19 protein-coding genes are annotated in these 22,390 nt (G+C 69.3%); 13 read left to right on the top strand and 6 right to left on the bottom strand.

Annotated elements, in window-relative coordinates; genetic code table 11:
* Window positions 1–27: 27 nt before the first annotated feature.
* The gene (locus AC07OD_RS11840) at window positions 28–405 is read right to left on the bottom strand and encodes a DUF4398 domain-containing protein (protein ID WP_218341771.1); all 378 of its coding nucleotides are present in this window, start codon (window positions 403–405) and stop codon (window positions 28–30) included.
* A gap of 458 nt (window positions 406–863) precedes the next feature.
* Between AC07OD_RS11840 and AC07OD_RS11835 the strand changes: the two genes are divergently transcribed.
* On the top strand, window positions 864–2,015 hold the full coding sequence (locus AC07OD_RS11835) for a mechanosensitive ion channel family protein (RefSeq protein WP_494596788.1): 1,152 nt from the start codon (window positions 864–866) through the stop codon (window positions 2,013–2,015).
* A 122-nt stretch (window positions 2,016–2,137) separates the two neighbouring features.
* On the opposite strand, the gene gap is transcribed toward AC07OD_RS11835, so the two are convergent.
* The 3 genes from gap to AC07OD_RS11820 all read right to left on the bottom strand — a co-directional run bounded on the left by gap (window position 2,138) and on the right by AC07OD_RS11820 (window position 6,217).
* Window positions 2,138–3,136, bottom strand: coding sequence for a type I glyceraldehyde-3-phosphate dehydrogenase (gene gap, locus AC07OD_RS11830; protein ID WP_218297892.1), 999 nt, complete (start codon window positions 3,134–3,136; stop codon window positions 2,138–2,140).
* A gap of 92 nt (window positions 3,137–3,228) precedes the next feature.
* Window positions 3,229–5,316: a transketolase gene (tkt, locus tag AC07OD_RS11825; protein ID WP_494596786.1), complete on the bottom strand. Its 2,088-nt coding sequence runs from the start codon at window positions 5,314–5,316 to the stop codon at window positions 3,229–3,231.
* A 271-nt stretch (window positions 5,317–5,587) separates the two neighbouring features.
* On the bottom strand, window positions 5,588–6,217 hold the full coding sequence (locus AC07OD_RS11820; protein WP_218341773.1) for a response regulator transcription factor: 630 nt from the start codon (window positions 6,215–6,217) through the stop codon (window positions 5,588–5,590).
* Between the two features lie 320 nt (window positions 6,218–6,537).
* Between AC07OD_RS11820 and AC07OD_RS11815 the strand changes: the two genes are divergently transcribed.
* The 4 genes from AC07OD_RS11815 to AC07OD_RS11800 are packed head-to-tail and all read left to right on the top strand — an operon-like array spanning window position 6,538 to window position 9,929.
* Window positions 6,538–6,927 (top strand): S-adenosylmethionine decarboxylase family protein, encoded by a 390-nt coding sequence (locus tag AC07OD_RS11815; RefSeq protein ID WP_218297889.1) that lies wholly within the window; start codon window positions 6,538–6,540, stop codon window positions 6,925–6,927.
* Window positions 6,928–6,977: 50 nt separating this feature from the next.
* The gene (locus tag AC07OD_RS11810; RefSeq protein WP_494597029.1) at window positions 6,978–7,724 is read left to right on the top strand and encodes a nucleotidyltransferase family protein; all 747 of its coding nucleotides are present in this window, start codon (window positions 6,978–6,980) and stop codon (window positions 7,722–7,724) included.
* Complete coding sequence (locus tag AC07OD_RS11805) at window positions 7,721–9,118, top strand: aminopeptidase P N-terminal domain-containing protein (protein WP_218297888.1); 1,398 nt, start codon at window positions 7,721–7,723, stop codon at window positions 9,116–9,118. Before AC07OD_RS11810 ends, AC07OD_RS11805 begins: the two co-directional genes overlap by 4 nt.
* Before the next feature lie 22 nt (window positions 9,119–9,140).
* Window positions 9,141–9,929: a CPBP family glutamic-type intramembrane protease gene (locus tag AC07OD_RS11800; RefSeq protein ID WP_494596783.1), complete on the top strand. Its 789-nt coding sequence runs from the start codon at window positions 9,141–9,143 to the stop codon at window positions 9,927–9,929.
* A 30-nt stretch (window positions 9,930–9,959) separates the two neighbouring features.
* On the opposite strand, the gene AC07OD_RS11795 is transcribed toward AC07OD_RS11800, so the two are convergent.
* On the bottom strand, window positions 9,960–10,856 hold the full coding sequence (locus tag AC07OD_RS11795) for a LysR family transcriptional regulator (protein ID WP_218297887.1): 897 nt from the start codon (window positions 10,854–10,856) through the stop codon (window positions 9,960–9,962).
* A 168-nt stretch (window positions 10,857–11,024) separates the two neighbouring features.
* On the opposite strand from AC07OD_RS11795, the gene AC07OD_RS11790 reads away from it, so the two are divergent.
* Window positions 11,025–12,512 (top strand): MFS transporter, encoded by a 1,488-nt coding sequence (locus AC07OD_RS11790; protein WP_494596781.1) that lies wholly within the window; start codon window positions 11,025–11,027, stop codon window positions 12,510–12,512.
* A 79-nt stretch (window positions 12,513–12,591) separates the two neighbouring features.
* Window positions 12,592–14,028 carry a pyruvate kinase gene (gene pyk / locus AC07OD_RS11785; protein WP_218297886.1) on the top strand — a complete coding sequence of 479 codons (1,437 nt, stop codon included), beginning with the start codon at window positions 12,592–12,594 and terminating at the stop codon, window positions 14,026–14,028.
* A 45-nt stretch (window positions 14,029–14,073) separates the two neighbouring features.
* Here pyk and AC07OD_RS11780 read toward each other — a convergent pair whose 3' ends face one another.
* Complete coding sequence (locus AC07OD_RS11780; protein ID WP_369643644.1) at window positions 14,074–14,826, bottom strand: phosphatase PAP2 family protein; 753 nt, start codon at window positions 14,824–14,826, stop codon at window positions 14,074–14,076.
* 88 nt (window positions 14,827–14,914) lie between these two features.
* Between AC07OD_RS11780 and AC07OD_RS11775 the strand changes: the two genes are divergently transcribed.
* The 6 genes from AC07OD_RS11775 to pntB all read left to right on the top strand — a co-directional run bounded on the left by AC07OD_RS11775 (window position 14,915) and on the right by pntB (window position 22,310).
* Window positions 14,915–15,622: a response regulator transcription factor gene (locus AC07OD_RS11775; protein WP_218297884.1), complete on the top strand. Its 708-nt coding sequence runs from the start codon at window positions 14,915–14,917 to the stop codon at window positions 15,620–15,622.
* Window positions 15,619–17,010, top strand: coding sequence for a histidine kinase dimerization/phospho-acceptor domain-containing protein (locus AC07OD_RS11770; RefSeq protein WP_494596778.1), 1,392 nt, complete (start codon window positions 15,619–15,621; stop codon window positions 17,008–17,010). The genes AC07OD_RS11775 and AC07OD_RS11770 overlap by 4 nt, the downstream gene beginning before the upstream one ends.
* A gap of 80 nt (window positions 17,011–17,090) precedes the next feature.
* Entirely contained in the window at window positions 17,091–18,155 is a 1,065-nt protein-coding gene (fba, locus tag AC07OD_RS11765) for a class II fructose-bisphosphate aldolase (protein WP_492254124.1), read from the top strand.
* 317 nt (window positions 18,156–18,472) lie between these two features.
* Window positions 18,473–19,198 (top strand): hypothetical protein, encoded by a 726-nt coding sequence (locus AC07OD_RS11760; protein WP_218341779.1) that lies wholly within the window; start codon window positions 18,473–18,475, stop codon window positions 19,196–19,198.
* 63 nt (window positions 19,199–19,261) lie between these two features.
* On the top strand, window positions 19,262–20,863 hold the full coding sequence (locus AC07OD_RS11755; protein ID WP_494596775.1) for a Re/Si-specific NAD(P)(+) transhydrogenase subunit alpha: 1,602 nt from the start codon (window positions 19,262–19,264) through the stop codon (window positions 20,861–20,863).
* Between the two features lie 34 nt (window positions 20,864–20,897).
* The gene (pntB, locus tag AC07OD_RS11750; protein ID WP_494596773.1) at window positions 20,898–22,310 is read left to right on the top strand and encodes a Re/Si-specific NAD(P)(+) transhydrogenase subunit beta; all 1,413 of its coding nucleotides are present in this window, start codon (window positions 20,898–20,900) and stop codon (window positions 22,308–22,310) included.
* The last annotated feature ends 80 nt before the right edge of the window (window positions 22,311–22,390 follow it).

Genomic DNA, 22,390 nt, shown 5'->3' with positions numbered 1-22,390 from the left:
GGCGGCGTGGTCAGGAGCCCTCGGCCCTCAGCGGGGGGACCGGCGGTTGATTTCTTCCTGCAGCGCGCGGATGCTGTCCTGGACCTGGGCAAGGTTGGTCGCATTGCGTGCCGCGTCGGCACGGGTCTCGGCCACGCGGGCGTCGACCTCGGCCTCGGCCGCCAGGCGCCGGGCGTTCTTGTAGTCCTGCTGGGCCATCGCCTTCTCGGCGAGGATGAGTTTTTCCTGCGCACGCTGCAGGTCCACGGGGGCGCTGGTGGCCGTCGCCGGCGCCGCCGCCACGCGGTTCACCGTGGTGCGGGTGACGGCCATCTGTTCAGTGGGCGGGGGCGTGGACGAGCACGCTGCCAGGGCGCCCAGCGCGAGGGCTGCGGCCGTGAGACGGAGGGGGGTGGATGGGTGCATGGTGTGGAGACCTCCTGAGCGGGTGGATTGTTGGTGGGCATGCCCCGGCGCGTTGCGCGCCTCACTGGGCAGGGGGCGCGGCGCCAGGCAATGCATGCCAGCTTTTTGATGAATGCATTGTTCGCCGCGCGGCCCGCCGCCCGCGTAGGCACTGCCTCTGTATTCCTGTGGGCCATGTCTTACGAACGCTTGCAATTTGCGTGGGGCGTGGCCGGGCCTGTGCCGGGCGTCGTCCACCGCTTCACCCGTCCCTCGCTCAGGTGCTGGCGGCCTTGCCGAGCAAGGGTGCGGGAACTCTGCGCGGCGATGGCTGTCGATCAATCAGTCCACCGCGCGCCACTGCCATCGGCCATCGGCCATCGGCGGCCGCACCCGCGCCCACGCAGGCCTGCAAGCGGGCCACGCGCCGCAGCCCGGCGCGCGTGCCGCGCCCGCCGCCCCACCAAGGAGAAACAACCATGCCGCCATCGACCTTCTCAACCTGGATCCGCGAGACGACCTTCGTGGGCGTTCCGCTGTGGAGCCTGATGGTGGCGCTGGCCGCCGCCGCCACGACCTATGTGGGCATCCTGCTGGTGCTGCATCTGCTCACGGGCCGTGCCAGGGTGTGGGCCACGCAGTCCGGCAGCGCGGCGGCGCACACCGTGGTGGAGGTGCTGGAGGGCACGAGCCGCCTGCTCATGGTGGTCGTGGCCCTGCTGGTGGGCGCGAGCCTGCTGGAGCTGCCGGGCCGCTGGGAAAGCCGGCTCAGCCAGCTGTGGTTTGTCGCCCTTGCGCTGCAGATGGGCCTGTGGGGCATGCGGGCCATCGGCATGGGCGTGCGGCGGTATGTGGAACGCCATTCGTCCACGGGCATGACCCAGGTCAGCGCCTCCGCCACGCTGTTGTCCTGGGGGCTGCGCACGCTGCTGTGGAGCGTGGTGCTGCTGGCCATCCTGTCCAACGTGGGCGTGAACATCACGGCCTTCATCGCCAGCCTGGGGGTGGGGGGCATCGCCGTGGCGCTGGCGGTGCAGAACATCCTGGGCGACCTGTTCGCCTCGCTCGCGATCGCGGTGGACAAGCCCTTCGAGGTGGGCGATTTCATCGTGGTCGGCAGCGTCTCGGGCACGGTGCAGGTGATCGGGCTGAAGACCACGCGCATCCGCAGCCTGCAGGGCGAGCAGATCGTGATGTCCAACACCGACCTGCTCAAGCAGACCATCAGCAACTACCGCATGCTGGAGAAGCGGCGCATCGTGTTCGGCTTCGGTGTGTCGTACAACACCACGCCCGAGCAGGCCGAGGCAATCCCGGGCGTGGTGCGCAAGCTCATCGACGCCCATCCGGAGCTGCGCTTCGACCGCGCGCACTTCAAGGCGTTTGGCGCGAGTTCGCTGGACTACGAGGTGGTCTACATCGTCCAGGACCCGGCGTTCAACCTCTACATGGACCTGCAGCAGTCCATCAATCTGGGCCTCATGCGCGAGTTCAAGGCCATGGGGGTGGAGTTTGCCTTTCCCACCAGCACGGTGCACATCGCCAGCGCGCCTGCGCAGTCCCAGGGCCCGGCGCCGCTGGCTGGTGCTGCTGCTGCGGCGGCCGCCGCCGCGTCCGTGGCCGCGCGTTGAGGCGGTGGCCTGCCGCGCACCGCGGGGCAGGCGGGGGGCAAAAAAAAGCCGGCAGCCTTTGCAGGCGGCCGGCTTGAACAGGGTAGTTGCTTCTAATGCTTCTTCATTCTCAAGGGTAACGCTTACTTGGAAACAACGCGCACCATTTCCAGGCACTTGTTCGAGTAGCCCCATTCGTTGTCGTACCAGCTCACGACCTTCACGAAGGTGCCGTCCAGCGCGATGCCGGCGTCGGCGTCGAAGATGGACGTGCGGGTGTCGCCACGGAAGTCGGTGGCCACCACCTTGTCCTCGGTGTAGCCCAGCACGCCCTTGAGCGCGCCTTCGGACTGGGCCTTCATCTCGGCCTTGATTTCCTCATAGGTGGCAGCCTTGTCCAGCTCCACCGTCAGGTCGACCACCGACACGTCGCTGGTGGGCACGCGGAAGGACATGCCGGTCAGCTTCTTGTTCAGCGCCGGGATCACCACGCCCACGGCCTTGGCGGCGCCGGTGCTCGAGGGGATGATGTTTTCCAGGATGCCGCGGCCGCCGCGCCAGTCCTTGTTGGACGGGCCGTCCACGGTCTTTTGCGTGGCGGTGGCGGCGTGCACCGTGGTCATCAGGCCGCGCTTGATGCCCCACTTGTCGTTGAGCACCTTGGCCACGGGGGCCAGGCAGTTGGTGGTGCACGAGGCGTTGGACACGATGGCCTGGCCGGCGTAGGTGTCGTGGTTCACGCCGAACACGAACATGGGCGTGTCGTCCTTGGACGGGGCCGACAGGATGACCTTCCTGGCTCCGGCATCGATGTGCTTTTGCGCGGTGACCTTGTCCAGGAACAGGCCGGTGGATTCGATCACCACGTCGGCGCCGACTTCGTTCCACTTGAGGTTGGCGGGGTCGCGCTCTTGCGTCAGGCGGATCTTCTTGCCATTGACGACCAGGGTGTTGCCGTCCACCGAGACTTCGCCCTTGAAGCGACCGTGCACCGAGTCGTACTGCAGCATGTACGCGAGGTACTCCGGCTCCAGCAGGTCGTTGATGCCCACGACTTCGATGTCGCTGAAGTTCTGGATGGCCGAGCGCAGCACGTTGCGGCCGATGCGGCCAAAGCCGTTGATACCAATCTTGATCGTCATAGGGTGTCTCTCCAAGGTTGCAAAGTCGAAATCAGGAATCTGCCGGGGCGCGCCCGCTGCAGCAGTGGGCACGCAGCGGGCGGGGAGGAGTCTCAGCGGGCCTTGGCCTTCTTGGCGGGCTTGAGCCGTGCGGCGCCAATGGCGACCAGCACCGCGTCGGCCACGTTCTCTTCGGTGAAGCCGAAGTGCTTGAACAGCACGGGCGCCGGGGCCGATTCGCCGTAGGTGTCGATGCCCACCACGGCGGCGCAGCCGTACTTCCACCAGCCGTCGGTCACGCCCATCTCCACGGCCACGCGGGGCACGCCGGCGGGCAGCACGCTGCCCTTGTACTTGGCGTCTTCGCGGTCGAACGTGGTCGTGCTGGGCATGGAGACCACGCGCACGGCGATCTTCTTGTCGGCCAGCAGGCGCTGGGCCTTGAGCGCCAGCTGCACTTCGGAGCCGGTGGCGATGATCACGGCCACGGCCTTCTTCTTGATGCCGACATCCGCGGGTTCGGAGAGCACGTAGGCGCCGCGCGAGATGTCGCCCAGGTCGCGCTTGGGCGCGTAGGGCAGGTTCTGGCGCGACAGCAGCAGCGCGGTGGGCTTGTCCTTGTTGGACAGGGCCACGCTCCAGGCCACGGCGGTTTCGGCCGTGTCACCGGGGCGCCACACATCCAGGTTGGGGATCAAACGCAGGCTGGCGGCGTGCTCGATGGACTGGTGGGTGGGGCCGTCTTCGCCCAGGCCGATGGAGTCGTGCGTGAACACGTGGATCACGCGCTGCTTCATCAGCGCGGCCATGCGGATGGCGTTGCGGCTGTAGTCGCTGAACGTGAGGAAGGTGCCGCCGTAGGGAATGAAGCCGCCGTGCAGCGCGATGCCGTTCATGATCGCGGCCATGCCGAACTCGCGCACGCCGTAGTTGATGTGGCGCCCGCCGATCTTCTGGCCGTTTTCCAGCGTGGCCTGCACCACGTGGCCCTGCATGTCAAAACGCAGGTTGGGGGTGCTCTTGGTGTTGGTGAGGTTGGAGCCCGTCAGGTCGGCGCTGCCACCCAGCAGTTCGGGCAGCGCGGCGGTGAAGGCTTCCAGCGCCAGCTGGCTCGCCTTGCGGCTGGCCACGGTCTCGCCCTTGGTGTGGGCCGCCACCACGGCGTCCACGGCCACTTGCGCGAAGTTGGCGGGCAGGTTGCCCTCCATGCGGCGCGTGAGTTCGGCGGCCAGCTCGGGGAAGGCGGCGCTGTAGGCGGCAAAGCGCTCGTTCCACGCGGCCTCTGCAGCCTGGCCGTTGGCCTTGGCATCCCAGCCGGCGTACACGTCGTCCGGGACCACGAAGGGCTCGCTGGTCCAGCCCAGGGCTTCGCGCGTGAGCTTGATTTCTTCCGCGCCCAGCGGCTCGCCGTGGGCCTTGGCGGTGTTGGCGCGGTTCGGGCTGCCCTTGCCGATGTGCGTCTTGCACACGATGAGGGTGGGGCGCTCGGTCTGCTTCTTGGCTTCCACGATGGCGGCGGCCACCTTGTCGGCGTCGTGGCCGTCGATGGGGCCGATCACGTTCCAGCCGCTGGCCACGAAGCGCAGGGGGGTGTTGTCGGCGAACCAGGGGGCGACCTGGCCGTCGATGCTGATGCCGTTGTCGTCATACAGCGCGATCAGCTTGTTGAGCTTCCAGGCGCCAGCCAGCGACACGGCCTCGTGGCTGATGCCTTCCATCAGGCAGCCGTCGCCCAGGAACACGTAGGTGTTGTGGTCCACCACCGCGTGGCCTTCGCGGTTGAACTCGGAGGCCAGCAGCTTTTCGGCCAGCGCGAAGCCCACGGCATTGGTGATGCCCTGGCCCAGCGGGCCGGTGGTGGTTTCCACGCCAGCGGTGTAGCCCACTTCGGGGTGTCCTGGCGTCTTGCTGTGCAGCTGGCGGAAGTTCTTGAGTTCGCCAATGGGCAGGTCGTAGCCGGTGAGGTGCAGCAGCGCGTACAGCAGCATCGAGCCGTGGCCGTTGGAGAGCACGAAGCGGTCGCGGTCGAACCACTGGGGATTCGTGGGGTTGTGCTTGAGGTGGCGGCTCCACAGCGCCACGGCCATGTCGGCCATGCCCATCGGGGCGCCGGGGTGGCCGGAGTTGGCTTGTTGAACGGCGTCCATGGCCAATGCGCGGATCGCATTTGCCATCTGTTGGGATTGCTGGGTGTTGGCCATGGGGGAGGGTTCAGGGTGGGAGGTTCAGGGGAAACCCGGCATTTTACCGGGGCGGCGCCCCCGCCCCTCCACCGGCGGCCTGGAGCCCGGAGCGCGGTCCCCCGCGCTGGCGGCTTTTGCCCCGGCGGATGCCGCACGGCCCGCGGCACATCTGCGCTCCGTGATCGGCCGCCGCACCGCGGCCTGCCGGACCTTCAATTTTGAATAAAACAGGGCGCCGGAGCTTGTCTATAAAGCGCTGGAAGCTATCAAATCAGGAGCTTCCCTGGGCTCAGTCGGGCGCCAGCAGGCCCAGCCGCCGGGCCATGCGCACGGCCTGCACGCGGTTGCTGACCTCCAGGCTGCGGAAGATGGCACCCGTGTGCGCCTTCACGGTCGCCTCGCTCATGCCGAGCTGGCGCGCGATCACCTTGTTGGCATGCCCGTTCGCCAGGCCGTGCAACACCTCGACCTGCCGGGGGGTCAGGGCGGCGCAGGCGGACGCTCGGGCCGCCGTGCTCAGGAGCATGGGCGGCAGGTAGATGCCGCCGGCCAGCACCAGATGCAGGGCGTTGAGCATCACGGCGGCGCGTTCGCGCTTGGAGATGAACCCCATGGCGCCCGCGTCCAGCACGTCGCGGACCACGGCGGGGTCTTCGCGGGCGGAGAGCACCACCACCGGCACGCCGGGCGCCAGCGCCAGCAGGCGTTCCAGGCCGCCGCCACCCGGCGCGCTGGCGTCGCGGCCCGGCATGTCCAGGTCCACCAGGGCGAGGGCGGCATCGGGATGCTCCACCACCAGCGACGCCGCGCTGGCGTAGTCGTTCGCCTCCAGCACCTGGGCCTGAGGGTCCAGTGCCGACAGCAGGTGCTGCAGTCCTTCGCGGAACAGCGTGTGGTCGTCGGCAAGGATGATCTTCATGGTGGCGACACTATGGGGGGTGTCGGCGCCCGCGAAACGGCGGCCCACGATCGCGCGCAGGCGTGATCCGGTAATAGTTGGCACAAGCGGCTTCGGGTGGCCGGGCCGGGGTTGCGGGGCAGGGGCTGTCATGGGCCGCGCAGGCTACCCGAGCGCCCGGCGCATCGCCCTACCCCGGCGGGATAGTCCGTGGCGCCGCGCGCGCGACCACCGCCTGGGCGCTGGACCGCCGGGACCGGCCGGGGTGGCGCCAGCCCGGCCGCGATGCGGGCCCGAAAGCCCGGCGCCGCCCGCCCCCGTGATGCACTACAGTGCGGGCCATGCAAGGACTGCACCTCACCGCCGATCTCCATGGCTGCCGCTGCGCCCCCGTGTGGCTGCTCGATGCCGCCGCCCTGGGCCAGGCCTGCGGCGACGCCGTGCGCGCCGCCGGGCTGCAGCCCGTGGGCCAGCTGTTCCACGGATTTCCCGCCACCGCCCACGGACCTGGCGGGGTGACCGCCACCGTGCTGCTGGCCGAGTCGCACCTGTGCGTGCACACCTGGCCCGAACAGCAGGCCGTCACGCTCGACGTCTATGTGTGCAACTTCGGTGCGGACCATTCGGGCAAGGCGCGCGCGCTCCTGGAGGCGCTCGTGGCCCTGTTCGCACCCACGGCCGTGCAGCGCCACGCGCTGCAGCGGGGCGCCCTGCAGGAGGCCGTGGCGTGAGCGCGGGGGCCGCGGCGCCGGCCGCCGCCACCGGGGGGCAGGTCCCCGCCATGCTGCTGGCCGCAGGCCGTGGCGAGCGCATGCGCCCGCTGACCGACACCATCCCCAAACCCCTGCTGCAGGTGCAGGGCCAGCCGCTGCTGCAGTGGCACCTGGCGGCGCTGCAGGAAGCGGGTGTGGAGCAGGTGGTGATCAACACCGCATGGCTGGGTGGACAGATCAGCCACCACTTTTCCGATGTTTTTGGCCTCCAGCGCCGGGTGGACAAGCGCAAGCAGCTATCCATTTCATACTCGCACGAAGGCGTGGACTTTGGCGGCGCACTGGAAACCGCCGGCGGCATCGCCCGCGCCCTGCCCCGGTTGGGCCCCGTGTTCTGGCTGGCGGCGGGCGATGTGTTTGCGCCCGACTTCGTGTTCGGCAGCGCCGCCGTGTCGGCCTTCGAGGCCAGCGGCCACCTGGCCCACCTGTGGCTGGTGCCCAATCCGGCGCACAACCTGCGCGGCGACTTCGGGCTGTCGGCGGACGGGCTGGCACTGAACCTGCCCGCCGACGACCCCGCGCCGCGCTACACCTACAGCACCATCGCCCTGCTGCGCGCCGGGCTGTTCGCGGCGCCCTGGTGCGACATTCCGGCCGGCAACCCGGATGGCATCAAAGCCCCGCTGGCGCCGCTGCTTCGCCGCGCGATGGAAAATGGCCGGGTCAGCGCACAGCTCTACACCGGACGCTGGACCGATGTGGGGACCCCCGAGCGCCTGGCTGAACTCAATTCTCTCTCTGCTGCCCGTCCATGAACACCACCGTGCCTGCCTCCATCTACGCCCAACGCCGCGCGCGGCTTGCTGCCCAGCTGGGCGCGGGGGGCATCGCCATCATTCCCACGGCGCCGGAGCGCCCGCGCAACCGGGACACCGACTTCCTGTTCCGCCACGACAGCTACTTCTACTACCTGACCGGCTTCATCGAGCCGGGGGCATGCCTTGTGGTCGCGCAGGACGGGTGCAGCACCCTGTTCTGCCAGCCCAAGGACCTGGAGCGCGAGATCTGGGACGGCTACCGGCTGGGCCCTGCTGCGGCGCCCGGGGCGCTGGGCGTGCAAGCCGCCCATTCCATCGCCGAGCTGGACGCCAAGCTGCCCCGCCTGCTGGAGAACCGCCACCGCGTGTGGTACCCGTTTGCCATCCACAGCGGCCTGGCGGCGCGGGTGGAAGGGTGGCTGAACGCGGTGCGCGCGCGCGTGCGCTACGGCGCGCTGTGCCCGGCGGAGCAGAACGATGTGTGCACGCTGCTCGACGAGATGCGGCTCATCAAGGACGCGCACGAGCAGGACATCATGCGCCGCGCCAGTGACATCAGCGCCAGGGCGCACATCCGCGCCATGCAGCGCTCGGCCCGCATGCTGCGCGCCGGCCAGGACGTGCGCGAGTACCACCTGGATGCCGAGCTGCTGCACGCGTTTCGCGACGAGGGCTCGCAGTACCCGGCCTACAGCTCCATCGTGGCGGCCGGGGCCAACGCCTGCGTGCTGCACTACCGCGCGGACGCCGCCCCGGTGCGCGACGGCGAGCTGGTGCTCATCGACGCCGGCTGCGAGCTTGACGGCTACGCCAGCGACATCACCCGCACCTTCCCGGCCAACGGCCGCTTCACCGGGCCGCAGCGCGCGCTGTACGACCTGGTGCTGGCCAGCCAGGACGCGGCGGTGGCGGCCACCAAGGCCGGCGCGCGCTTCAACGACCCGCACGACGCCACCGTGGCCGTGCTGGCGCAGGGCATGCTGGACCTGGGCCTGCTCGACAGGAACAAGGTGGGCACCGCGCAGGACGTGATCGACACGCGCGCCTACTTCCAGTTCTACATGCACCGCACCGGCCACTGGCTGGGCATGGACGTGCATGACTGCGGCAGCTACGTGGAACCCGATGAGGTCGGGGCGGTGAGCGAGCGCAAGGACCCGCTGTCGGGCGAGACCATCACCAACCGCCCCAGCCGCGTGCTGCGCCCGGGCATGGTGCTCACCATCGAGCCCGGCATCTACGTGCGGCCGGCCGACGGGGTGCCCGAGCAGTTCCACCACATCGGCATCCGCATCGAGGACGACGCCATCGTCACCGAGACGGGCTGCGAGCTGATCACGCGCGGCGTGCCGGTGAAGGCCGACGAGATCGAAGCGCTGATGCGCGGCTGAGGCCGAGGGATGGCCAGGGTCCATGATGGCTTCTGATACCGCCGTGCCCGCGCACCTTGCCACGCGCGCGCCCCGCGCGCAGAAGTGGCGCCTGGGTGCCGCGCTGTGGCTGCTGGGCCTGCCGGGCGTCGTGGCCGTGGTGTGGGCGCTGGTCCCGCCCCTGGCCGCCCACCAGGCCTTGCTGCCGCTGCCGCTGTGGGCCATGGTGCTGCTCAGCGGCCTGCAGACCGCGGTCCTGCTGGCCCTGTGCGTGGCACTGGGTGTGGCGCTGGCGCCCCGCGTGGGGCTGGCGGCGCCTGCCGTGTCGGCCTGGCTGCAGGGCCAGCCGGTGGCCGGGCCCTTCCGGCGCCAGTGGGCGCCGGGGCTTGTGGGCGGGCTCGCGGGCGCACTGTGGCTGTGGGGCCTCTCGCTGGTGGCGCCGCAGGCGCTCAGGCCCTCCGACCCGGCCGGTGCCGCATCCCTGGGGGTCAAGCTGCTCTATGGCGGGATTTCCGAGGAACTGCTAGTGCGCTGGGGCGTGATGAGCCTGCTGCTGTGGCTGGGCTGGCGCTTCGTGCAGCGCGGCCAGGGCACGCCGGGCCGTGGCATCGTGGCGGCCGCCGTGGTGGCCAGCGCCCTGCTGTTTGCGCTGGGGCATCTGCCGGCCGCGCAGGCCATGGCCGGGGTGCTCACCCCCTCCGTGGTGGCGTTCGTGCTGGTGGGCAACACCGCCTTCGGGCTGGTGGCGGGATGGCTCTATGCCCGGCATGGGCTGGAGGCCGCCATCCTGGCCCATGTGCTGGCGCACGCCCTGTCGCATCCCTTCGTCTGACCGCTGCGTGCGGCCGTGCGGGGGCGCGCGTCAGCGAAGCTCGGCGCACACCTCCCGGACCAGCCCGCGCAGCCACTGGTGCGCGGGATCGGCTTGCAGCCGGGGGTGCCACAGCAGCGACACCGTGATCTGCGGCACCGGGACGGGCAGTGCAAAGCTGGACATGCCGGCGCGCAGGTTGCCGGTGTGGTGTTCGGGAACCGTGGCAACCAGGTCGGAGCCGCGCGCCAGCGCCAGCGCGGTGGAAAAGCCGCCCACCACGGTGGCGATCTGCCGCGCCAGGCCCAGGGGCGCGAGGGCATCGTCCACGGGCCCCCGGTCCCGCCCCTTCCGCGACACGAGCACATGCCTGCCGGCCGCATAGCGGGCCGGCGTGATCTCGCCCGCGCACAGCGGGTGCCCCGCGCGCACGACCCCCACGAAGCGGTCGCGGAACAGGGCCTGCGCCCGCACCTCGGGGCCCATGGCGTCGCCCACCACGCCGGTCTCCAGGTCGACGGTTCCATCGCGCAGCGGGGCGCTGTGCCTGTCGGTCTTCTGCACGAAGCGCAGCCGCACCCCGGGGGCGGCCTCGCCCACGCGGGCGAGGAGGCCGGGGCCAAAGTTCTCCGCAAAGCCGTCGCTGCAGCGCAGCGTGAAAGACCGGGCCCATTGGGCGGGGTCGGACGCCGATGCGGGGCGCAGGACGGCCTCGGTGTCCTGCACGAGCTGGCTGACCTTGTCGCGCAGCTCCAGTGCGCGTGGCGTCGGCACCAGTCCGCGCCCGGCCCTGACGAGCAGCGGGTCGCCGGTGGTGTCGCGCAGCCGGGCGAGCGCCCGGCTCATCGCGGAAGGACTCAGGTGCAGGCGCTCGGCGGCCCGCGCCACGTTGCCCTCCGCAAGCAGCACATCCAGGGTGACCAGCAGGTTGAGATCAGGCCGCGGCATGGCGGGACCATAGCACGCCGGTCCGTGGCATGGCGTCTGGTGCATGTATGGAATGCAAATGCTGCGTCTTCCGCCGGGCCACGTGCCTGGCTACGCTGGAGTGGCTGGTTTTCCAGGGGCGCCGACCGGGCACCCGCGAACCATTGCCTCCCGAGGAGACCCTCCGCCATGACACCCCCCACCCGCACCGCCATTCCCCCGCAAGCGACTTTTTCCCTGCTGCCCCAGCCTGCCGCGGGCGGGCCGCAGGCCACCGGCCCCTCGGACAGCCGGTGGGCGCTGGCGAGCCTTGCGCTGTCCATGCTGCTGTCCTCGCTGGGCACCAGCATCGTCAACGTCGGCTTGCCCACGCTGGCGCAGGCGCTGGACGTGCCCTTTCAGGAAGTGCAATGGGTGGTGCTGGCCTACCTGCTGGCCATCACCACGGCCGTGGTCGGCGTGGGCCGGCTGGGCGACGTGGTGGGCCGCCGGCGGTTGCTGCTGGCGGGGCTGGCCCTGTTCACGGGGGCCTCGGCCCTGTGCGCCGCGGCCCCCACGCTGGGGCTCCTGGTCGCCGCCCGGGCGCTGCAGGGGCTGGGCGCGGCCGCGATGATGGCGCTCACGATGGCCTTCGTGGGCGAGACCGTCTCCAAGGACCGGGCGGGCAGCGCCATGGGCCTGCTGGGCACCATGTCCGCCGTGGGCACGGCCCTGGGGCCGACGCTGGGCGGTGTGCTGATCGCCCAGGCCGGCTGGCCGATGATCTTTCTCATCAACCTGCCGCTGGGCGCCCTGGGCCTGCTGCTGGTGCGCCGCCACCTGCCGGCGGACCGCCTGGCCGCAGGGGAGAGGCCCGGGTTCGACCCCCTGGGCACGGTGCTGCTGGCCCTCGCGCTGGGGGCCTACGCGCTGGCCATGACGATGGGGCGTGGCGGCTGGGGCCTGCTGAACGGGGCGCTGCTGTGCCTTGCGGCGCTGGGGGCATGCCTGTTCGTGTGGGCCCAGGCGCGCGTGGCCGCGCCCCTGGTCCGGTTGTCGGTGTTGCGCCTCCCCGGCTTGGGCGCGGGCCTGGCCACCACCACCCTCGTGGCCACGGTGGTGATGGCGACGCTGGTGGTGGGGCCGTTCTATCTGTCGGGGGCGCTGGGGCTCGGTGCCGCGCAGGTCGGGCTCGCCATGTCGTGTGGCCCGCTGGTGTCCGCGCTGGTGGGCCTTCCCGCGGGCAGGGCCGTGGACAGGCTGGGCGCGCATTCCATGGGGCTGGCCGGGCTCGCCGCCATGCTCGCCGGGTGCGCCGGCCTGGCGCTGGCGCCGCTCGCGTGGGGCGTGCCGGGCTATGTCGTCCCGCTGGCGGTCTTGACGGCGGGCTATGCCCTGTTCCAGGCGGCCAACAACACCGCGGTCATGGCCCACGCAGAACCCGGCGCGCGGGGTGTCGTGGCGGGGTTGCTCAACCTGTCGCGCAACCTGGGGCTCATCACGGGAGCTTCCGCCATGGGGGCCGTGTTCGCGATGGGCGCGGCGCTGGCGCATGCCGTGGGGGCTTCAGGGATGCCCATGGTGGCGGGCATGCGGGCCACGTTCACGGCCGCCGCGCTGCTGATGGTGGGGGCCATGGCCCTCATGCTGGGCAGCCGTGCGCGCAGGCGCCAAGGATGCCCTCCGGGCATCGGCTGAGGGCGGCTGGTAATCGGCATGTAACCGCTTCGTGTGAGAATTGAAATTCGATTACATACCCACAGAAAGAGACAAGCCCATGCCTACCCGCCGCGCCACCAAGATTGTTGCCACCCTGGGCCCCGCATCGAGCGACCCGGCACTGCTGGAGGCCATGATCCGCGCGGGGGTGAACGTGGTACGGCTGAACTTCAGCCACGGCAAGGCGCAGGACCACATCGACCGCGCCGCGACGGTGCGCGCCGCGGCCCAGCGCGCGGGCCGCGAAGTGGCCATCATGGCCGACCTGCAGGGCCCCAAGATCCGCGTGGGCAAGTTCGCCGAGGGCAAGGTGCAGCTGGAATCGGGCGCCAAGTTCGTGCTCGACGCCTCGCGCACGGAGCTGGGCGACATCGACGGCGTGGGGCTGGACTACAAGGAACTGCCGCGCGACGTGAAGGCGGGCGACCTGCTGCTGCTCAATGACGGGCTGATCGTGCTCACCGTGGATGCGGTGCGCGGCGAAGAGGTGCACACCACCGTCAAGGTGGGCGGCGAGCTGTCCAACAACAAGGGCATCAACAAGAAGGGCGGGGGCCTCACGGCACCGGCCCTCACCGCCAAGGACATGGAAGACATCCGCACGGCCATGAGCTTCCAGGCCGACTATGTGGCGGTGAGCTTTCCCAAGAACGCGACCGACATGGAAATGGCGCGCCAGCTGTGCAACGTGGCCGCGTCCGAGTACCGCCACAAGCCGGGCCTGATCGCCAAGATCGAACGCGCCGAGGCCATCCCGCACCTGGAAGCCATCCTGCGCGTGAGCGACGGCATCATGGTGGCGCGCGGCGACCTGGCCGTGGAAGTGGGCAACGCGGCCGTGCCCGCCTTGCAAAAGAAGATGATCCGCATGGCGCGCGAACAGGACAAGGTCGTGATCACCGCCACGCAGATGATGGAAAGCATGATCACCAACCCCGTGCCCACGCGCGCCGAGGTGAGCGACGTGGCCAACGCCGTGCTGGACGGCACCGACGCCGTGATGCTGAGCGCCGAGACAGCCGCCGGCCGCTACCCGCTCGAGACGGTGGAAGAAATGGCCACCATCTGCGCGGCGGCCGAGGCGGCCGAAGACCACCAGCTCGACGCCGACTTCACCGGCCAGACCTTCGGCCGGATCGACCAGTCCATCGCCATGGGCGCGCTGTTCACGGCCCACCACCTGGGCGCCAAGGCCATCGTGGCCATGACCGACAGCGGCGCGACGGCATTGTGGATGAGCCGGCACAGCATCGACATTCCGATCTATGCGCTCACGCCCAAGGTCGCCACGCAGCGCAAGATGGCCATGTACCGCAACGTGCGCCCCTTGCTCATGGACACCAGCGCAGACCGCGACACGGCGCTGGAGCAGGCCGAGCGCCACCTCAAGAGCCGCAACATCGTGCAAAAGGGCGATGTCTACGCCATCACCTGCGGCGAGCCCATGGGCGCCCCCGGCGGCACCAACATGCTGAAGATCTGCGTGGCGAGTTGAGCGCGGCCGCCGGAGCGGCGACGCCGCCTCACCCTGCACCCGGCTTCACTGGGACGGGGCGCCGTGCCCTGGCAGGCCCTGCTCCCCGGCATCGGCCGGGCGGGGCCGCGCCAGTTTCTGAAACCCCAGGTCGCACAGCCAGCCCGACACCCAGCACAGCCAGCCTGTCCAGAGCGTGTGGCTCATGAAGTGCGCGCCGCGCACCTGCTGGGCGCCGCCCAGGACCAGGCCCGCCGCCACGGCTGCGGCCAGCCACCAGCGCGCCGCCGCGGGTTCCTTGCGGCGCAGCGCGAAGTAGCCGCCGATGAAGGCGAACCCGGCCGAGGCATGGCCCGCCGGAAAGCAGCGCCCGCCGCCGCCGTCGGCCACGCCCAGCGCCCAGTGGGACGCATAGCGCGCCACGCCGCCGAACTCCGCGAGGTCCCAGGGGCAGCTCGTGTCGCTCAGGTTCTTGGCGATGCTCACCACCGCGAGCGCCAGCAGCGCGCTCAGGGCCATCTGCAGGCGCTCGCCGGTATCGATGCGCCGCAGCACCCCGCGCGGCGGCCACCACACGCCCACCACGAGCAGCAGCACCAGCAGCCACGCCAGGCGGCGTGCGCCTTCATGGAGCACGTGCACGAAGAACCACTGCTCCCGCAGGGGGAATCCCGTGGCCGAGCCAAATGCACGGGCGAGCGGAATGTCTTGCCCCCCCGCGTCCCAGGCCACCACGGCGGCCAGCAGGCCGAGTGTCCACAGGAGCAGGAATCGATGGCGGGCCGGGAAGGGATGGGGATGGGAAGGCGAAGATGGCATGCCCGGACCATAGAAGGCCGCACTTAACACCGCCTTAATGGCGGGCCGCGGCTGGTCCGGGGGCGCCGGGCCCGGCGACAATCGCCGCATGCGAATACTCGTTGTCGAAGACGATGCCGGCATCGCCAGCGGGCTGCGTGCCAACCTGCACCAGCGCGGCTACGCGGTGGACGTGTGCGATGGCGTGGCCAGTGCGTGGAGCGCGCTGCGCGCCGAGCGCTTTGATGCCGTGCTGCTGGACCTGGGGCTGGCCGACGGAGACGGCGGCGAATTGCTCCGGCGGCTGCGGCTGAGCCCGGCCCCGGGCGCTGCCGCCGCTGCTCCGGGGCTGCCCGATCCGTCCACCCCCGTGCTCATCGTCACCGCCCGTGACCAGGTGCACCAGCGCATCGCGGGGCTGGACCAGGGCGCCGACGACTACCTGGCCAAGCCCTTCGATATCGATGAGCTGGACGCGCGCCTGCGGGCCCTGCTGCGCCGGGCCGCCGGCCGGGCGTCCCCCACCATCCGCTACGCAGACATCGAAATGGACCCCGCTGCGCGGACCGTCCACCAGGGCGGCAAGGCGGTGGAGATGTCGCCGCGGGAGTTTTCGGTGCTGCTGGTGCTGCTGGAAGCGCGGGGGCGCGTGCTCTCGCGCCAGCAGATCGAGGAGCGCCTGTACAGCTGGGACGCGGCCATCGAGAGCAACGCGGTGGAGGTCCACATCCACCACCTGCGCCGCAAGCTGGGCAGCGCGTGCATCCAGACCATGCGCGGCGTGGGCTATTTCATGCCCCAGGAGCCCGCGGAATGAGTGATTCTCCTGCGGCCTCTGCGGCCCGTGTTCGCCGGCCGTCCCTGACGCGCCAGCTGCTGCTGTGGTGCCTTGGAGCGCTGGCGCTGGTGTGGGGCAGCTTCGTGTTCATCGGCTACCAGACGGGGGTGCACGAGGCGGACGAACTGACCGACGGGCACCTGGCCAGCGTGGCCGCCCTGCTGCTGAACCTGCGTGCGACCGAGGCCGCCGAGGGGCCGCAGGTCACCCAGCGCGCCCCCACGCCCTGGCTCAAGTCGCACGACTACCAGCAGTCCCTCAGCGTCGTGCAGTGGGACGCGCAGGGCCGCATGCTCCATCACAGCGGCACCGCGCCGGCGCCGGCCTTTGGCGAGGTCGAGGGATTCGCCAACATGGCGCTCGGGCCGGACGGGACGGTGTGGCGCAGCTTCTCGCAATGGGACGCCGCGCGGATGCGCAAGATCATGGTGCTGCTGGAGCTGCGCGAGCGCGATGAACTCGCGCAGGACATCGCCGAGCAGATGATCGAGCCCGGCCTCTGGCTGCTTCCCGTGGTGTCGCTCGCGCTGGGCCTGGCCCTGTGGCGGGGTTTGCGGCCGCTGTATGCCCTGTCGGCCGACGTGGCCGCCCTCGACCCCGCCAGCGCGCCGCGCCTGGCCTCGCGCCATGCGTGGAGCGAATTCGAGTCGGTGGTCGCCTCCATCAACACCTTGCTGGACCGCCAGCAGGCGGCGCTGGTGCGCGAGCGGCGGCTGGCCAACGAAGTCGCCCACGAGCTGCGCACGCCGCTGTCCTCCATCGCGCTGCAGGCCAGCGCCCTGGCCGGAGACCTGGAGGCCGCCGCCAGGGCGCAGGCCATCGCGCGCATCGGCCAGGATGCCCTGCGGGCCGGCCATGTGCTCAACCAGCTGCTGGCCCTGGCCCGCGCGAGCCGGGCTGAGCTGCACGAGGCCAAGGCGCCGGTGGACCTGTGCGCCGTGGCCCGCCAGGTCTGCGCCGACTACGCGCAGGCGGCGTGGCAGCGGGGCGACGACATGGCGCTGTCGGCCCCGCCGGAGCTCTGGGTGTCCGGGCATGTGCTGCTGCTGGACATCGCCGCGCGCAATCTGGTGGAAAACGCGCTCAAGCACACGCCGCAAGGCACGCACATCGCGGTGCAGGTGGGGGCGTCTGACGGGGCGGGTGCATGGCTGCAGGTGTGCGACGACGGCGCCCGGCGCCCTGGCGATGCTCCCGCCTCCGGGGGAGCGAGGGGCACCTCCGACAGCCTGCACCTGGGCCACGAGATCCTGCGGCGGGTGGCGGACATCCACGGCGGCCAGTTCGGCGCGGCACCGGCCTCCGCGCCCTTTACCACCTGTTTCCGGTTGGATTTGCCCCTGCCGCCGTCCGCGCCCCCCGGTTAAAATCACGGGTTACCAAGCGGTTACCACCGCACTGCCAGGCTGACAGCGCCTTCCTCCAACCTTCAACGGACCCTACGACCATGCCCCTCGTTTCGATGCGCGAACTGCTCGACCATGCCGCCGCCCACAGCTACGGCATCCCTGCCTTCAACGTCAACAACCTGGAACAGGTCCAGGCCGTGATGGCCGCCGCCGACGAAGTGGGCGCGCCGGTCATCCTGCAGGCCAGCGCTGGCGCGCGCAAGTACGCGGGCGAGCCTTTCATCAAGCACCTGATCCAGGCCGCCGTCGAGGCCTTCCCGCACATCCCCCTGGTGATGCACCAGGACCACGGCACCTCGCCCAAGGTGTGCGCCGGCGCCATCGACCTGGGCTTTGGCTCGGTCATGATGGACGGATCCCTGATGGAAGACGGCAAGACGCCGGCATCGTTCGAGTACAACGTCGACGTGACGCGCAAGGTCGTGGAGATGGCCCACAAGGTGGGTGTCACGGTCGAAGGCGAGCTGGGCTGCCTGGGCAACCTGGAAACCGGCGAGGCTGGCGAGGAAGACGGCATCGGCGCCGAAGGCAAGCTGGACCACAGCCAGATGCTGACCGACCCCGAGGAAGCCGCCGTGTTCGTCAAGGCCACCCAGCTCGACGCGCTGGCCATCGCCATCGGCACCAGCCATGGCGCGTACAAGTTCAGCCGCAAGCCCACCGGCGACATCCTGGCCATCAGCCGGGTCAAGGAAATCCACAAGCGCATTCCCAACACCCACTTGGTGATGCATGGCTCCTCGTCGGTGCCCGCCGAACTGCTGGCCATCATCAACCAGTACGGCGGCAAGATGAAGGAAACCTACGGGGTGCCGGTCGAGGAGATCCAGGAAGCCATCAAGTTCGGCGTGCGCAAGATCAACATCGACACCGACATCCGCCTGGCCATGACCGGCGCGGTGCGCAAGTTCCTGGCCGAGAACCCCGACAAGTTCGATGCCCGCGAATGGCTCAAGCCCGCCCGCGAGGCCGCCAAGCAGGTGTGCAAGCAGCGTTACCTGGAGTTCGGCTGCGAAGGCCAGGGCAGCAAGATCCAGGGCCTGAGCCTGCAGGCCGTGGCGGCCCAGTACGCCGCGGGTACTCTGGCGCAAGTGGTGCACTGATCGTTGGCACGAGGCCCTGCGGGGCCGCTGCCCAGCCTGGTTGCGTTGTGCTGCCAGGCTTTTTTTTGCCTGTCTGCATGCAGAGACTGGGGAGTTCCCTCTACAGCAGACAAAGGTGACAGCGACAAGATCTTCTTCATGTAAGCTCGCGGTCAGCTTGCCCACCGGCAGCGCCGCAAGAAGTGTCCGATACCAGGGCGCGTTCAACACATTTCTCACCAGCTACACCGAGCTGGTTGTTGCATGGCAGAAGCCGTCGATGGACGGACTCGGGTGCCGTGGGATGATTGAAGGCGAATTCGTATGAACCTTTCTCTATGACTCTGACAATTTCAAAGTTCCGGCGGCTGTTGCCTGTGTTGGCTGTGACGGTGTTCACGGTGGCGTGCGCGCCCCTGACCGTTCCCCCCAAGTCCGAATATCCCGTCGGCCGGGCCCGTCTGGTGTTGCCGCCGGGGGCGTGGCAAGACCTGGGCACTTCCGAAGAAGCCATGTCCGGTCCCGCAGGCCGTACCCCGCTCCAGACCCGTGCGGTGGGGCTGCGGGGTGCGCAAGGTGAATGGCTGGCCGCGCTGCGGGTGCAGACCAACCGCACGGGCGACCTGCGTGGGTCTCCGCAAGGGGTGGGGTACTGCCCGCCGCAACAGGACGTCGTGGTCAAGGATCCCGCGGACGGCAGCCCCGTGCGCGCCGATTGCCTGCGCTTCAAGCTTTGGGCCAGCAGCCCCAGGTGGCTCGAAAAGAACCGGCCCGACCTGGTCCAGTGGATGGCCAGCCGCCAGATCGCGCTGAGCACTCCCTACGCGCATGTGGGCTACCGCTACGTCACCGAAGCGGGTGTCTGGGTGGCGGTGGATGCCCTGGTGGACCAGCGGCTGCTCAGCGTCCGGCCGCGCAGCAACGAAGAATTCCTGACCGCGGGCCTGCCCCTCCAGCAGTGGGCCCATGACCTGGCCCAGGCCGTGCGCCTGAGCGCCGGCATGATGGATGGCCACCTGGCCATTCCGCCGTTCCCGTTTCCCGCGCCCCCTTCCAGACGCTAGCGCGCCGGCCCTCCCCTGCCTGGCGGCCTTGCATAACGATTACGAAACTCGAGGAGACCTCTGATGCAGACAAGCCCAGTCCCGCAGCCGCAGCGCATTGGCGTGCCAAGGGAAACTTTCCCTGGCGAAAAGCGTGTGGCCACCGTGCCCGATGTGGTGGAGAAGCTGATCAAGCTGGGTTTTGCGGTCACTGTGGAGTCGGGGGCTGGGGATGCCGCCAACTTCAGCGATGACGCCTACCGCGCCGCCGGGGCCCAGATCGTGGGCGGCGCTGCCGCGCTGTGGGCAGCATCAGACATCGTCTTCAAGGTGCGCCCGCCCAGCAGCGACGAAGTGGTGCTGATGCGCGAGGGCACGACGCTCATTGATTTCATCTGGCCCGCCCAGAACCCCGAGCTGATGCAGCAGCTCGCGGCCCGCAAGGCCACGGTGCTGGCCATCGACTGCCTGCCGCGCACGCTCTCGCGCGCCCAGAAGATGGACGCGCTGACCTCCACGGCTGGCGTCTCCGGCTACCGCGCCGTCATCGAGGCGGCCAATGCCTTCGGCCGCTTTTTCAACGGCCAGATCACCGCCGCGGGCAAGGTGCCTCCGGCCAAGGTGTTCATCGCAGGCGCGGGTGTGGCGGGGCTTGCCGCCATCGGCACGGCGGCCAACCTGGGCGCCATCGTGCGCGCCAACGACACGCGCGCAGAGGTGGCCGACCAGGTCAAGTCGCTGGGCGGTGAGTTCGTCAAGGTGGATTACGAGGAAGAAGGCTCGGGCGGCGGCGGCTACGCCAAGGTCATGAGCGAGGGTTTCCAGGCCGCGCAGCGCAAGATGTACGCGGAGCAGGCCAAGGATGCCGACATTATCATCACCACCGCGCTGATCCCCGGCAAGCCCGCGCCCAAGCTCATCACGGCCGAGATGGTGCAGAGCATGAAGCCCGGCAGCGTGATCGTGGACATGGCCGCCGAGCAGGGTGGCAACTGCGAGCTGACCGTGCCTGGCCAGGCTGTGGTGCGCCACGGCGTGACCATCGTCGGCTACACCGATCTGGCCTCGCGCCTGGCCAAGCAGTCGTCCACGCTGTATGCCACCAACCTGCTGCGCCTGGCTGAAGAGCTGTGCAAGGCCAAGGATGGCGTGGCCGTGGTCAACATGGAGGACGACGCGATCCGCGGCCTCACCGTGGTCAAGGATGGCGCGATCACCTGGCCCGCCCCGCCGCTCAAGCAGGCCCCTGTGCTGGCACCCAAGGCCGCGGCGGCTCCTGTGGCTGCCAAAAAATCCAGCCATGGCCCGGGCGCACCGATGTCTGCCAAGACGCTGACCATCGTTTTTGCCGTGCTGGCCGTGCTGTTCTGGGCCATCGGTGCCTATGCGCCCGTGGCTTTCCTGGGCCACTTCACGGTGTTTGTGCTGGCTTGCTTCATCGGCTACATGGTGGTGTGGAATGTCACGCCCGCGCTGCACACGCCGTTGATGAGCGTGACCAACGCGATCTCCAGCATCATCGCCATCGGTGCGCTGGTGCAGATTGCACCGCCCGATGCGGGCATCAACGGGCGCCCGGATGGGCTCATCCTCTGGCTGGCCTTTGCCGCGCTGGTGCTCACGGCTGTCAACATGTTCGGTGGCTTCGCCGTCACGCGCCGCATGCTGGCCATGTTCCGCAAGTAACTCCATCACAACAAGAACACAAGGAGCACAGAACATGTCCCAAAGTCTCGCCACCGTTGCCTACCTGGGTGCGGCCATTTTGTTCATCCTGAGCCTGGGCGGGCTCTCCAACCCCGAAACCTCACGCCGGGGCAACCTGTTCGGCATGGTCGGCATGGCGCTGGCCGTGCTGGCCACGGTGTTCGGCCCCCGTGTCAGTCCTGCGGGCGTGGCCTGGATCGTCGGCGCTCTGGTCATTGGCGGCGGCATTGGCCTGTATGCGGCCAAGGTCGTCAAGATGACCCAGATGCCCGAGCTGGTCGCCCTCATGCACAGCCTGGTGGGCCTCGCGGCCTGCCTGGTGGGTTTTGCGAGTTATGTCGATACCTCGATCCAGCTGCAGGGCGCCGAGAAGATCATCCATGAGGTGGAGATCTATGTCGGCATCCTGATCGGCGCGGTCACGTTCAGCGGATCGCTGATCGCCTTCGGCAAGCTCAACGGCAAGATCGGTGGCAAGCCGCTGTTGCTGCCTGGTCGCCACTGGATGAATCTGGCTGCGCTGCTGATCGTGATCTGGTTTGGCCGCGAGTTCCTGCGCGCCGAGACCATTGAACAAGGCATGGTGCCGCTGATGGTGATGACGGCGATCGCACTGCTGTTCGGCATTCACATGGTGATGGCCATTGGTGGCGCCGACATGCCGGTGGTGGTGTCCATGCTCAACAGCTACTCGGGCTGGGCGGCGGCAGCCACGGGCTTCATGCTGTCGAACGACCTGCTTATCGTCACGGGCGCGCTCGTGGGCTCCTCGGGCGCCATCCTGTCCTACATCATGTGCAACGCGATGAACCGCAACTTCATCAGCGTGATTGCGGGCGGCTTTGGCTCGGGCGCTGGCACGCCCGCCAAGAAGGGCGAAGCAGCCGAGCCGCAAGGCGAGGCCGTGCCCGTCAGCTCCGCCGAGACGGCCGAGCTGCTGCGCGATGCCAAAAGCGTCATCATCGTGCCCGGCTACGGCATGGCCGTGGCCCAGGCCCAGCACACCGTGTACGAGATCACCAAGACCCTGCGCGAAAAAGGCGTGGATGTGCGCTTTGCCATCCACCCGGTGGCGGGCCGCATGCCCGGCCACATGAACGTGCTGCTGGCCGAGGCCAAGGTGCCCTACGACATCGTGATGGAGATGGACGAGATCAACGAGGACTTTCCCAATGCCGACGTGGCCATGGTCATCGGCGCCAACGACATCGTGAACCCGAGCGCGCTGGACGACCCGTCCAGCCCCATCGCCGGCATGCCGGTGCTGGAAGTGTGGAAGGCCAAGACCTCGATCGTGATGAAACGCTCCATGGCCTCGGGCTATGCGGGCGTGGACAACCCCCTGTTCTACAAGGACAACAACCGCATGCTGTTTGGCGACGCCAAGAAAATGCTCGACGAAGTTCTTTCCGCGCTCAAGGGGTGACGGGCATAATTCCACCGCGAAAAAAGCACGACCGTGCTGAAAAATCAGCACGGTCTCACGGCCTCAATAAAACTTATCAG

It is taken from the genome of Acidovorax sp. GW821-FHT10E03, from assembly GCF_059415205.1.
Note: the sequence above shows the minus strand (reverse complement) of the source record. Positions and strands in the feature narration are given on the sequence as shown.